This is a genomic window from Xenophilus sp., assembly GCF_044462705.1.
GTDB lineage: Bacteria > Pseudomonadota > Gammaproteobacteria > Burkholderiales > Burkholderiaceae_C > Xenophilus > Xenophilus azovorans.
Window position 1 is genome coordinate 1 of the sequence record NZ_JBIQNC010000157.1, and the last position, 11,753, is coordinate 11,753.

General features: G+C 71.9%; 10 protein-coding genes. 2 read left to right on the top strand and 8 right to left on the bottom strand.

Features of this window, described 5'->3' with window-relative positions; genetic code table 11:
- The 3 genes from ACIY1X_RS19590 to ACIY1X_RS19600 all read right to left on the bottom strand — a co-directional run.
- Positions 1 to 455, bottom strand: a 455-nt coding sequence (locus tag ACIY1X_RS19590) for a PTS sugar transporter subunit IIA (RefSeq protein ID WP_399683735.1), incomplete at its 3' end; no start/stop codon positions are given.
- A 112-nt stretch (positions 456 to 567) separates the two neighbouring features.
- A complete protein-coding gene (gene hpf / locus ACIY1X_RS19595; RefSeq protein WP_038200354.1) occupies positions 568 to 900 on the bottom strand; it encodes a ribosome hibernation-promoting factor, HPF/YfiA family in 333 nt (110 codons plus the stop codon).
- Between the two features lie 226 nt (positions 901 to 1,126).
- On the bottom strand, positions 1,127 to 3,253 hold the full coding sequence (locus ACIY1X_RS19600; protein ID WP_399683737.1) for an ATP-dependent helicase: 2,127 nt from the start codon (positions 3,251 to 3,253) through the stop codon (positions 1,127 to 1,129).
- A 270-nt stretch (positions 3,254 to 3,523) separates the two neighbouring features.
- Here ACIY1X_RS19600 and corA point away from each other — a divergent pair, with 270 nt between their 5' ends.
- A complete protein-coding gene (corA, locus tag ACIY1X_RS19605; RefSeq protein ID WP_399683738.1) occupies positions 3,524 to 4,510 on the top strand; it encodes a magnesium/cobalt transporter CorA in 987 nt (328 codons plus the stop codon).
- 43 nt (positions 4,511 to 4,553) lie between these two features.
- A complete protein-coding gene (gene mnmA / locus ACIY1X_RS19610) occupies positions 4,554 to 5,738 on the top strand; it encodes a tRNA 2-thiouridine(34) synthase MnmA (protein WP_399683739.1) in 1,185 nt (394 codons plus the stop codon).
- Here the strand turns inward: mnmA and ACIY1X_RS19615 are convergent.
- The 5 genes from ACIY1X_RS19615 to ACIY1X_RS19635 are packed head-to-tail and all read right to left on the bottom strand — an operon-like array spanning position 5,716 to position 11,535.
- On the bottom strand, positions 5,716 to 6,216 hold the full coding sequence (locus ACIY1X_RS19615; protein ID WP_399683740.1) for an NUDIX hydrolase: 501 nt from the start codon (positions 6,214 to 6,216) through the stop codon (positions 5,716 to 5,718). The genes mnmA and ACIY1X_RS19615 overlap by 23 nt on opposite strands.
- Positions 6,213 to 6,686 (bottom strand): DUF4019 domain-containing protein, encoded by a 474-nt coding sequence (locus ACIY1X_RS19620; protein WP_399683743.1) that lies wholly within the window; start codon positions 6,684 to 6,686, stop codon positions 6,213 to 6,215. The genes ACIY1X_RS19615 and ACIY1X_RS19620 overlap by 4 nt, the downstream gene beginning before the upstream one ends.
- 8 nt (positions 6,687 to 6,694) lie before the next feature.
- A complete protein-coding gene (locus ACIY1X_RS19625; RefSeq protein WP_399683746.1) occupies positions 6,695 to 9,100 on the bottom strand; it encodes a CHASE2 domain-containing protein in 2,406 nt (801 codons plus the stop codon).
- Positions 9,101 to 9,121: 21 nt separating this feature from the next.
- The gene (locus ACIY1X_RS19630; RefSeq protein WP_399683748.1) at positions 9,122 to 10,807 is read right to left on the bottom strand and encodes a FecR domain-containing protein; all 1,686 of its coding nucleotides are present in this window, start codon (positions 10,805 to 10,807) and stop codon (positions 9,122 to 9,124) included.
- Positions 10,804 to 11,535 carry a response regulator transcription factor gene (locus ACIY1X_RS19635; protein ID WP_399683751.1) on the bottom strand — a complete coding sequence of 244 codons (732 nt, stop codon included), beginning with the start codon at positions 11,533 to 11,535 and terminating at the stop codon, positions 10,804 to 10,806. The genes ACIY1X_RS19630 and ACIY1X_RS19635 overlap by 4 nt, the downstream gene beginning before the upstream one ends.
- Positions 11,536 to 11,753 lie beyond the last annotated feature (218 nt).

Consider the following 11,753-nt stretch of genomic DNA (forward strand, 5'->3'; position numbering starts at 1 on the left):
GCCGAGCGCCAGCCGGCGATCAGGCCGTGCAGTTCGGCCGCGTCGGTGCTGGCCTTGATGCGCTCGCGCAGGGCGGCGTCGCTCAGCATCTCGGCGATCTCGGACAGGATCTCCAGGTGCTTCTGCGTGGCGGCCTCGGGCACCAGCAGGAAGATCAGCAGCACCACCGGCTGCTCGTCCGGGGCGTCGAAGCCGATCGGCTGCGCGAGCTGGAAGACGGCCGCCATCGGCGCCTTCAGGCCCTTGATGCGGCCGTGGGGGATGGCCACGCCGTGGCCGAGGCCGGTGGAGCCGAGCCGCTCGCGGGCGAACAGGCTGTCGGTGATGAGGGCGCGCCCGAGACCGTGCAGGTTCTCGAACAGCAGGCCCGCTTCCTCGAAAGCGCGTTTCTTGCTGGTGGCGTCGACGCTCACGAGCACTTGAGCGGGCGGCAGGATGGACGCGAGGCGGTTCATGGTGGGTCGGGGCGCGATTATGCACCCGCAGTCCAGACGACACAAAGCCGCCCGGAGGCGGCTTGGCAAGAGGATTTGCCCGGGGGTCTCCCCTCGGGTGAGGACGAACGCCCTACTGGATGGTGCGCTTGCTGCCGACGTGGTGGTGGTCCTGCAGGCGGTCCTTGTGCCGCACCACCTGGCGGTCGAGCTTGTCGACCAGCTCGTCCACGGCGGCGTACAGATCAGCGTGGCTGCTCTCGGCGAACAGGTCGTTGCCCTTGACGTGGATGTTGCATTCCGCGCGTTGCCGCCTTTCCTTCTCCTTTTGCTTTTCCACCGTCAGGATCACCTTGACATCGACCACCTGGTCGAAGTGACGCGTGATCCGGTCGAGCTTGGTGGTGACGTAGCTGCGAAGCGCCGGGGTGACGTCGAGGTGATGGCCGCTGATCGTCAAATTCATGAATGACCTCCTGGAAATTGACGGTTGGGGAATCGGCCGCGCCGGGAGGCGTGGCCGGCGGGAAAAAGAAGTTGTCGTCGTTGTCGTTGTCGTCGCAAGAGAGGGTCGGATTCACTATGCCCGGGGTGTCATGGAAATGCAATCCCGGCCGTCAACGGTTGCGTTCGGCAACCGCAGAAAACTCCTGAATCCATAGCGCGCACCGCAAGGCAGGCGCGGAGAAAGCCTAGGTGCGCCAGGCCGCGCGCAGGCGGCTGCGCAGGTCGATGACCGCAGGCGGCGGTGGGACAAAGGCGGGCTGCGGCGGTGGCGGCGGCCAGGTCAGGCGCTCGTAGCGGCCCAGGTCCGTTTCAGGGATGAAGCGGGTGCGCGCCGCGTACAGGTGGCGGTCGCCGCGCGGCGTCTGCTGCGTGACGTGGAAGCGCTGCGGCATCACCAGGTGCAGGTGGTCGCGCGCGCGGGTCATGGCGACGTAGAGCAGGCGGCGCTCCTCCTCCAGTTCGTGCGCGCCCTGCACCACGTCGGCCGGCATGCAGCCGTCCACCGCGTTGAGCAGGTAGACGGCGTTCCATTCCTGGCCCTTGGCGGAGTGGATGGTGGAGAGGATGAGGAAGTCCTCGTCGAGCAGCGGCGGGCCGGGGCGGTCGCTGGTGGCCTCAGGCGGGTCGAGCGTGAGTTCGGTGACGAAGCGCTCGCGCGAGGCGTAGCCGGCGGCCAGTTGCGCGAGCTGCTCGATGTCGCCGCGGCGCACCGTGGCGTCGTCGAACAGGCGTTCCAGGTGCGGCAGGTACCAGTCCTGCGCCACGGCCATCTCGGCGGGCCAGCCGGCCGCGCCGCTGCGCAGCGCGGTCCAGGCGGCAGCCAGGCGCTGCCATTCGTCGCGCGCGGCGGCCGGCGGCGCGAAGGCCTGCAGCGCCGCATCGGGGTCGGCCGCCAGCGCCATTGCGTCCATTAGCTTCGCGGCGGTGGCCGGGCCGATGCCGGGGATGAGCTGCACCACGCGAAAGCCGGCCAGCCGCGCACGCGGGTTCTGGACGAAGCGCAGCAGCGCCAGCAGGTCCTTGACGTGCGAGGCCTCCAGGAATTTCAGGCCGCCGTACTTGACGAAGGGGATGTTGCGGCGCGCGAGTTCCAGTTCGAGCGCGGCGCTGTGGCTGCTGGTGCGGAACAGCACGGCCTGCTGCTTGAGCCTGAGGCCGTTCTCGCGGCAGGCGAGCACGCGGTCGGCCACCCAGGCGGCCTGCGCGGCCTCGTCCGCCACCAGCACGAGCTGCGGCGCGCCGAGCGAAGGCCGCTCGGTCCACAGCCGCTTGGCGTGGCCTTCGCCGGCATGGGCCATCACCGCGTTGGCCGCGTCGAGGATGGGCTGCGTCGAGCGGTAGTTGCGCGCCAGCGTGACCACGCGCGCCGCTTGCGCGAACTGGCCGGGAAAGTCCAGGATGTTGCGCACCGTCGCGCCGCGGAACGAATAGATCGACTGCGCGTCGTCGCCCACCGCCGTTACGCCGCGGCCGTCGGGCTTCAAGCGCAGGAGGATGCGCGCCTGCAGGCGGTTGGTGTCCTGGTACTCGTCGACCAGCACGTGGTCGAAGCGCGCGCCGACGTGCGCGGCCAGCGCGCTCTCGCCCATCATCTCGGCCCAGGCCAGCAGCAGGTCGTCGTAGTCGAGCACGTTCTGCTGCGCCTTGGCCTCGACGTAGGCGCCGAAGAGGCGCTCCAGCTCGTCGTGCCATTCGGCGCACCAGGGGAAGTGCTGGCGCAGCACCTCGGGCAGCGGCATGCAGGTGTTGACGGTGCGCGAGTAGATCGAGAGGCAGGTGCTCTTGAGCGGGAAGCGCTTCTGGCCTTCCCGCGCCGCCAGGCCCAGGCGGCTGCGCACCCAGCCCATCAGGTCCTCGGCGTCGCCGCGGTCGTGGATGGTGAACTGGGGGTCCAGGCCGATCTGCGGCGCGTACTCGCGCAGCAGCCGCGCGCCGATGCCGTGGAAGGTGCCGGCCCAGGGCAGCTGCGGCAGGGCGTCGGCGCGCAGGCCCAGCACGCGCGCAGCGACCTGGCCGGCGCGGCGCGACATCTCCTGCGCCGCGCGGCGCGAGAAGGTGATCAGCAGGATGCGCTGCGGGTCAGCCCCGCGGGCGATCAGGTGCGCGACGCGGTGCGCCAGGGTGCTGGTCTTGCCCGAGCCGGCGCCGGCGATGATCAGCAGCGGCGGCGCGCCGGCGCCGTCGTCCGCGGCGAGGCCGTGCTCCACCGCCGCCCGCTGCGCGTCGTTGAGCCCGGCCAGGGCCTCGGCCAGCCGCGCCTCGGCGGCGGCGATGCCGGGGGCGGTCGGGGTGTCGGAAGCCAGGGCGGACATGCCCCGAATGTACTGGACGTCCATCCAGATGCCGCGCCGCGCGCGAGCGCGCCGCATCATGTTGCGGTGCCATAATCGCGCCCCGTTGCCACACAGGAGAAATCGCCTTGGATAGCGACCCGTCTCGGCAGCGTTCGGCGTCCCCCCTCTAGTCTCCCGCGCGCTGGGTGCGGTGCAGGGCCGGTCCATGGGAACAAGGGCGTGCGAGCGCGCCCCGTCTTCTTCCCCTTCTTTTGCCCTCACCGTCCGAACACACCAGGGGAGCACGCCATGCTCAACATCTTCACGCTCGCCAACGGCCGGCTCGTCCAGGAAGAGATCGAGTCGCTGGAGGAACTCTCGCGTTTCCAGCCCATCTGGGTGGACCTCGAATCGCCCTCGCTCGACGAGAAGCGCTGGGTCAAGCAGTACTACGGCCTGTCGATCCCGGAGGACGTGACCGACGAGGACATCGAGGAGTCGGCCCGCTTCTACGAGGAAGACAACGGCGACCTGCACGTGCGCAGCGACTTCCTGATCTCCGATGCCGACGAGCCGCGCAGCGTGCGCGTGGCCTTCATCCTGAACCAGCACAACGCCGAGCTGAAGAGCCGCGGCGTGCTGTTCTCCATCCACGACGAGGACGTGCCCGTGTTCCGCCTGCTGCGCATGCGCGCGCGGCGCGCGCCGGGGCTGATCGACAACGCCAAGGACGTGCTGCTGGCGCTGTTCGATGCGGACGCGGAGTATTCGGCCGACACGCTGGAAGGCATCTACGACGAGCTGGAGAAGGCCGGCAACCGCGTGCTCAAGGGCAACGTGAGCGACGAGACCGCCGGCGAGGTGCTGGGCCTGATCGCGCACCAGGAGGACCTGAACGGGCGCATCCGCCGCAACATGATGGACACGCGCCGCGCCGTGAGCTTCATGATGCGCCAGCGCATGCTCGACGCCGAGCAGTTCGAGGACGCGCGCCAGATCCTGCGCGACATCGAATCGCTGGACAACCACACGGCCTTCCTGTTCGACAAGATCAACTTCCTGATGGACGCCACGGTCGGCTTCATCAACATCAACCAGAACAAGATCATCAAGATCTTCTCGGTGGCCAGCGTGGCGTTGCTGCCGCCGACGCTGATCGCCAGCATCTATGGCATGAACTTCAAGTTCATGCCCGAGCTGGAATGGAGCCTGGGCTACCCCTACGTGCTGGCGCTGATGATCGCCAGCGCGGTCGGCCCGATGCTCTATTTCCGTAAGCGCGGCTGGTTGAAGTAGCGGCACCGGCGAAGGCGGCGGCGGGCTGGGACAATCCGGCCCCATGACCCGTCACCGCATCGTCGTCGGCCTCTCGGGCGGCGTGGATTCCGCCGTCACCGCGCACCTGCTGAAACAGCAGGGGCACGAGGTCGTCGGCATCTTCATGAAGAACTGGGAGGATGACGACGACAGCGAGTACTGCTCGTCGAACATCGACTTCGTCGACGCCGCCAGTGTGGCGGACGTGCTGGGCATCGAGATCGAGCACGTGAACTTCGCGGCCGACTACAAGGACCGCGTCTTCGCCGAGTTCCTGCGCGAGTACCAGGCCGGGCGCACGCCCAACCCGGACGTGCTGTGCAACGCCGAGATCAAGTTCAAGGCCTTCCTCGACCACGCGATGCGCCTGGGCGCCGAGAAGATCGCCACAGGGCATTACGCCCGTGTCCGCTGCGTGGCAGCGGACACGGGCGAGCCCTTTGGGCAGGAAGGAACATCCCGCGCGGCCGCGCGGGATGGCGCCCGCGTGCGCTATGAGCTGCTCAAGGGCCTCGACCCGGCCAAGGACCAGAGCTACTTCCTGCACCGCCTGAACCAGGCGCAGCTGTCGAAGGCGCTGTTTCCGGTGGGCGAGCTGCACAAGACGGAGGTGCGCCGCATCGCCGCCGAGATCGGCCTGCCGGTGGCGGCCAAGAAGGACTCGACCGGCATCTGCTTCATCGGCGAGCGGCCCTTCCGCGAATTCCTCAACCGCTACATCAGCAAGGCGCCGGGGCCGATCAAGGACGAGCGCGGCCGCGTGCTGGGCGAGCATCACGGCCTGTCGTTCTACACGCTGGGCCAGCGCCAGGGGCTGGGCATCGGCGGCGTGAAGGAGAAGGGCGCGCAGCGCGGCGGCGGCGAGCACGCGCCGTGGTTCGTGGCGCGCAAGGACATGGAGAAGAACACGCTGTGGGTGGTGCAGGGCCACGACCACCCGTGGCTGCTGTCGCGTTCGCTGGCGGCCGGCGACGCGAGCTGGGTGGCCGGCGCGCCGCCCGCGCCCGGCAGCTACGGCACCAAGACGCGCTACCGGCAGGCCGATGCGCCCGGCACGCTGGCGGTGGAGGGCGCCGGCGCCTTCCGCCTGGACTTCCCGCAGCCGCAGTGGGCGATGACGCCGGGCCAGTCCGCCGTGCTCTACGACGGCGAGGTCTGCCTGGGCGGCGGCGTGATCGCGGCCGCTACGCCCGCCCGGGCGACCTGACCGACGGATCGACGTGGAACAGGTCCAGCGGATGGCGCTGGCCTGCCAGGTGGTCCTCCATGCAGCGCAGCAGCAGCGGGCTGCGGTGGCGCTCGACGCTGGCGCGGATCTCGTCGGGCGTCATCCAGACCGTGCGCACGATGCCCTCGTCCAGCGCGCGGCCGGGCTCGAAGGCGCCCAGCTCGCCGGCGAAGGCGAAGCGCAGGTAGGTGATGTCGGTCTCGCCCTCGTCGCCGGGCGTGCCGCGCTCGAAGCGCGCCATGTACACGCCCACCAGCGCGGTGGGGGTGAAGTGGTGCGCCGTCTCTTCCAGCGCCTCGCGGGCGCAGCCCTCGGCCGGCGATTCGCCCGGGTCCAGGTGGCCGGCCGGCGTGTTGAGCTTCAGGCCGCGGTCGGTGTGCTCTTCCACCAGCAGGAAGCGGCCGTCGCGCTCGATCAGCGCCGCCACGGTGACGTTGGGCTTCCAGCGGCGGTTCATGGCTGGCGCAGCACGTAGCCGGAGAAGCGCCAGGTGCCGTCGCGCCCGAGGTGGAAGGACACCAGCTCGCGCGCGGCGCGCTCGGGCTTGCCGGCGAAGCGCGTCTCGTACTCGACGCTGACGTACTGCCCCGCCAGGTCGCCGTCGTCGTTGGCCAGCGCGTGCCGGTTGATCGCCACCCAGGTGCGCTGCAGCGGCGCGCCGAGCGGCTGGCGCGCCTGCGTCACCTGCCGGGCGAAGTCGTTGCGCGCCACCTTCTTGCGGGCGCCGTCCGAGGCGCCGTCCCACAGCTCGCCAAGGCTGCCCCGGTCCACCAGCTGGACGGCCGCCAGGCCGCCCTGGACGATGCCGGTGGCATCGACGTCCTGCGCGTGGGCTGCCGTGGCGGCCAGGGCGAGCGACAGGCCCAGGCCGGCGGCGGTGGTCCGCCATGGCCGGCGCAGGCATCGGGGGGCGAGGGGCGTGTTCATGCGGTCGTTCATTCCAGGTCGATGGGGAAGGCTTCCAGCTGCGTCCTGCTCGGCCGGGGCAGCAGCAGCGTGACGGTGCAGCCGCCGCCTTCGGCGCTGTCGATCTCGATCGAGCCGCCGTGGCGCTGGACGGCCGCGCGCACCAGCAGCAGCCCCAGCCCCACGCCCTGCACCTGGGGATGCGTCTCCCGGTGCAGCCGGTGGAACGGCTGGAACAGCTGGGACTGTAGCGCCGGCGGGATGCCCGGCCCCTGGTCGTGGACCGAGAGCGCCCAGTGCGGCCCGCGCGTGTCCAGCGCGCAGCGGACCTGGCCGCCTTCCGGCGAGTACTTCAGGGCGTTGCTCAGCACGTTGACCAGGGCCCGCCCGAGCAGGCTGCGGTCGCCGACGAAGGGCGCTTCCGCGGGCACCGGGCCGATCGCCAGCTGTACCCCGCGCTGGCGCGCGGCGACCCAGCAGTCGTCGGCCGCCTCCTGCACCAGCGCCACCAGGTCCAGCGGCCCGGCATGGAAGGGCTGCACCTCGGCGCGCGCCACGTTGACGAAGCCGTCCGCCAGCTCCAGCCCGGCCTGGGCGTGGCGCTCGATGCGCGCGTACACCGCCTCGCCGTCGAGCTGCTCGGGCCGCGAGCGCGCCAGCTCCAGGATGGTGAGGATGGAAGCCATCGGCTCGCGGATGTCGTGCGAGATGAAGCGCAGCGCCTCGTCGCGCTGGCTCTGGGCGCGGCGCACGCTGGTGATGTTGACCAGCGCGATCATCCAGCCGGCATGGTCGTTGCGGGTGTCGTAGAAGGGGACGCAGCGCACCAGCAGGATGCGGCCCTGCGCGTCCTCGCCCTCGTCGAGGATCGGCTCCTGGCTGTGCAGCAGCCGGCCCGGCGCCAGCATCGGCGCGCCGCTGCTGCGCCGCCGGATGTCGCCCAGCAGCTCGTGGGCGTCCCGCCCGGCCAGGCCCTCCTTCGGGGCGCCCCAGTGGCGCAGCGCCGACAGGTTGGCGATGAGCACGCGGGCTTCGTCGTCGAGCACCAGCGTCGCGTCGGGCAGGTGGTCGATGCCGTCGCGCACGAAGCGGTGCAGGTTGCGCAGCCGCAGCGCGGCCGTGGCGGTGGCGGCCATCTGCCGCTCCAGGTAGTCGCCGCCGTGCGCCGGCGGCGCGGGCGTGGGGAAGCCCTCGAACTCGCTGGCAAGCTGCTGCGTGCCGATGTGCAGGAAGCGCAGCGCCGCCGTCAGCCGCGTCAGACTCCACAGCGGGTAGACCAGCAGCAGCGCCATGAAGCCCACCGCCGGCGCGAACTGCACCCCCACCCAGGGCCGCGCCACGTGCAGGCCCAGGCGCAGCGCCAGCATCGAGCCGATGAGCAGCAGCACGCCCGCCGGCGGCAGCCACAGCAGGCCCAGCAGCGCCACGGCCAGCGGCAGCACGTTGAAGGCGAGGTCCTGCCAGGGCGAGGCGACCACCACCCGGTGCCCGTTGATCAGCCCCTGCAGCACGTTGGCGAAGATGACCACGCCCGGGGTCAGGCCGGTCTCGCTGGGCGCGGCGGTGGCGTAGGCGTCGCCCAGGCCCAGCGCGGTGGCGCCGACCAGGACGTAGCGGTCCTTGAAGACCGCCGGCGGCACGTTGCCGCGCAGCACGTCGACGTAGGACACCGTGGTGAAGGGCTGGTCGGCGTGGGTGAAGACGATGAGCTGGTGCCCGCTGCGCTCCCACGGCTGTCCGTCGGGAAGCGGGGCCGGCAGCCGCGGGTGCGCGGGCAGCGCGCCGCCGTGGGCCCAGGCCTCGCCCGCCTCGTACAGCACGCTGGCGAAGTGCTGCCAGGGCCGGCCGGCGAAGCCCTCGCTCAGGTACACGCTGCGCGCCACGCCGTCCTGGTCGAGCGAGATGTGCGCGTGGCCGATGCCGGCCGCCGCATCGGCCAGCCCGGGCAGCGGCACCAGCTCCCTCTGCGCCGCGGCGCCGGCCGACTGCAGCGCCATCGGCAGCACCACGCAGCCGCTGTCGCGGATGGCGTGGGCCAGCACCTCGTCGTCCAGCGGCGGCGCCGTGTCCTGCTCGGTCAGCAGCAGGTCCAGGCCGATGCAGCGCGGCGACTGGGCGGCGATGCGGCGCAGCACCTCGGCGTGCAGGGCGCGGCGCCAGGGCCAGCGTCCGACCGCGGCGAGCGAGGCATCGTCGATGGCGACGACGACCACCTCGCCGCCGTGGCCCTGGCCCATGGCGGCGCGGGCGTTGTCCTGCAGCATCCGGTCCACCCGCGGAAAGGGCTGCAGCAGGGTCAGCACCGCCGTCACCAGCAGCAGCCCGCCGGCCAGCAGCAGCCAGGGCGCGCGCCGGTGCCACAGCCGGCGCAGCCAGCCGCGGGGCGGCTCGGCCGTCGGGTCGTAGGGCAGCGGGGGTTCGGGGGGGCGGGGCATCGCGCTGGGCCGGCGGCCGGTTCAGGGCTGCGCCACCGGCTCGCCGTCGGCGCTGCGCAGCGCCTCCCCGCTGCCGCTGCGCACGATGCCGCCGACGTGCACGCGCCGCGCCGCCGTGAAGGGGCCGGCGGCGCCGCCCGGCTCGCGGGCGCGCAGGCGCACGAAGTAGGCGCCGCGGGGCAGGGCGGGCAGCGTCCAGCGCGCTTCCAGGCCCTGTGCGCTGGCCAGGATGTGGCCGAAGGCCGGGTCGGCGGCGAGCTGGGCCTCGTAGGCCAGGCCCGGCTGCGCCACCCAGTGCAGCGTCGGGCGTTCGCCGTCCTCCGCCAGCTGCAGGCTGCTGGGCGCGGCCACGTCCACCAGGGTGAAGGGCACGGCGGGCGCGAAGGGCCCTTGGTCGGGCCGTCCCTGCGCGTCGCGCCGCACCGACGCCACGCGCCAGTGGTAGTCGCCCGCGGGCAGCGCCGACAGCCCCAGCTCGCAGTGCGCCAGCCGGGGCTCGTCGATCTCCGGCACGGCGAAGTCCGCCCGGCGCGACACCTGCAGGTGCACCCACTGCGCATCGGCCACCGGCGAGCACAGCAGCCGCGCGCCCTCGGCCGCCACGCGCGCGCCCGGCGCCGGAAAGCGGTACAGCGGCGGCACCGGCTGCGCATCCACGTGCACCGTGCGCCGGCTCTCGGGGCCGGCCAGGCCGTCGGCGTCCAGCGCGCGCACGCCCAGGACGTACACGCCGTCCTCCAACGGCGCGAAGCGCACCCGGCCGCCGCGCGCGACGCCGTCGCGCAGCACCTCGGCGAAGTCCGCCTCGCGCGCGAGCCGCACCTCGTAGTCGCCGCGGGCGGCCGGGCCGAGGTCCACGGCCAGGCCGCCCGCGTCCTCGTAGCGGTCGGCGGCGGTGGACAGGTCGGGCGCCGCCGGCAGCGGGCGCTGCGCCCCCAGCTGCCCGTCCGCCTGCACCACCGCGCCCTGGCCGGCACCCACGCGCATCAGGCGCCTGCTGTTCCTGTGCACCGGCCTGGCGGCGCGCAGCGCCACCTCGCCCTGGGTCACGGCCGTGCCCACCTGGCCGTCGGCGCCCACGGAGACGTCGAAGCGGGTGCCGCGCACGCTGGCCACCGCGCCGGGCGCCTGGATCTCGAACACCCGCCCGCGCGGCTGCGGCGCGACCTCGGACTCGACCTTGCCGCGCCGCACGCCCAGCACCGACTCGAAGCTGGTGGCGCCGTTGCGCCGGCGCAGGCGCTTGAGCTCGACGTCGGAGCCGGCCAGTACGCGCACCACCGAGCCGTCGGCCAGCCGCAGGCTCAGGTAGCCGTCCTGCGGCACCTCGATGCGCGCGCCTTCGGCCAGCCGCGCGCCGGGCGCCGCCGGCTCGGGCGCATCGGCGCCGGCCGGCGTGACCAGCGCCTGGCCGCGCACGAACTCCACCCGCGCCGCCACGGCCCCCGGCCGGAGCAGCCGGGCCGGGATGCGCACCGTGCTGCCCGCCGGCAGCGCCTGCGGGTCCTTCACGCCGTTGGGCCGCTGCAGGGCGCGCCACCGCTCGGGCTGGCGCAGGTAGCGCCGGGCGATGGAGGGCAGCGTGTCGCCGGGCTCGACCCGGTGCTCCACGTAGCCTTCGGCGCCTCGCGCGGCGGCATCGGTTGCGCCCAGCATCAGCAGCAGGCACAGCACCGCCGGGGCGGCCCGTGCGCGCCCGGCCGTCATGTCGACGAGCCGAGCGGCGCGGAGGGCGAGGACATCAGCGTGTTGGCATCGATCGCCTCCAGCCGGTAGCCCAGGCCGTAGATCGCCGACAGGAGAAAGCCGTTGTGCGGCCGCAAGTCGAGCTTGGCGCGCAGGCGCGAGATGTGCGTGTCCAGCGAGCGCGACGAGGCTTCCGGCCCCTGGCCCCAGACCGCCTCGCGCAGGTGCTCGCGCGAGAGCAGCCGCCCCATGTTCTGGAACAGGAACAGCGCCAGCTCGTATTCGCGGTGCTTGAGTTCCAGCGGCTCGCCGTTGACCTGCAGCGTGCGCAGCTGCGGAGAGAAGTGGTAGGGCCCGAAGACGATCTCCGGCTCGTGCTGGTGCGGGTAGGCGCGCCGCAGCAGCGCCTGCGTGCGCGCCGCCAGCTCGCCCGTGCGGATGGGCTTGACCATGAAGTCGTCGGCGCCGGCCTCCAGGCCCCGGACCATGTCCGCCTCTTCGCGGCGGTTGGTCACGAACAGGATCGGCAGCCGGCTGAGCATCTCGCCGCGGATGGCGCGCACGACGTCAGGCCCCATCACGTCCGGCAGCGTCCAGTCCAGGATCAGAAGGTCGAATGTCTGTTGGCGCAGCGCCCTGAGCAGGGCCTTTGCTTCCTCGAAGCCGTGGCACTCGTGGCCAATGCTTTCCATCGTGTGCCGGATCAACTCCAGCTGGCTCGGCTCGTCGTCGAGCGCGGCGATTCGCATGCTGTGACTCCCTGTCGCTTCTTGTGAGAAGAAGAGTCTAGGCAAGGCCGAGAGTGATAACAATCACCCAACCTTTGTAACCGAGAACTTCCGCACATGCTTTTTCATTAATTCGGGGTATTTGCGAACATTGTTTGCAAGTGCAAATTCAATGTGACAACAGCATCCAATTTGTCACAAATGCGTCGATAAAGCGCCGATCGTGCCGCACCCGGGCG

What these genes read in the sequence shown, in the direction of transcription:
- hpf (WP_038200354.1), bottom strand. Translation starts at nt 900, where the DNA reads ATGAATTTGACGATCAGCGGCCATCACCTCGACGTCACCCCGGCGCTT.
- ACIY1X_RS19600 (WP_399683737.1), bottom strand. Translation starts at nt 3,253, where the DNA reads ATGTCCGCCCTGGCTTCCGACACCCCGACCGCCCCCGGCATCGCCGCC.
- corA (WP_399683738.1), top strand. Translation starts at nt 3,524, where the DNA reads ATGCTCAACATCTTCACGCTCGCCAACGGCCGGCTCGTCCAGGAAGAG.
- mnmA (WP_399683739.1), top strand. Translation starts at nt 4,554, where the DNA reads ATGACCCGTCACCGCATCGTCGTCGGCCTCTCGGGCGGCGTGGATTCC.
- ACIY1X_RS19615 (WP_399683740.1), bottom strand. Translation starts at nt 6,216, where the DNA reads ATGAACCGCCGCTGGAAGCCCAACGTCACCGTGGCGGCGCTGATCGAG.
- ACIY1X_RS19620 (WP_399683743.1), bottom strand. Translation starts at nt 6,686, where the DNA reads ATGAACACGCCCCTCGCCCCCCGATGCCTGCGCCGGCCATGGCGGACC.
- ACIY1X_RS19625 (WP_399683746.1), bottom strand. Translation starts at nt 9,100, where the DNA reads ATGCCCCGCCCCCCCGAACCCCCGCTGCCCTACGACCCGACGGCCGAG.
- ACIY1X_RS19630 (WP_399683748.1), bottom strand. Translation starts at nt 10,807, where the DNA reads ATGACGGCCGGGCGCGCACGGGCCGCCCCGGCGGTGCTGTGCCTGCTG.
- ACIY1X_RS19635 (WP_399683751.1), bottom strand. Translation starts at nt 11,535, where the DNA reads ATGCGAATCGCCGCGCTCGACGACGAGCCGAGCCAGCTGGAGTTGATC.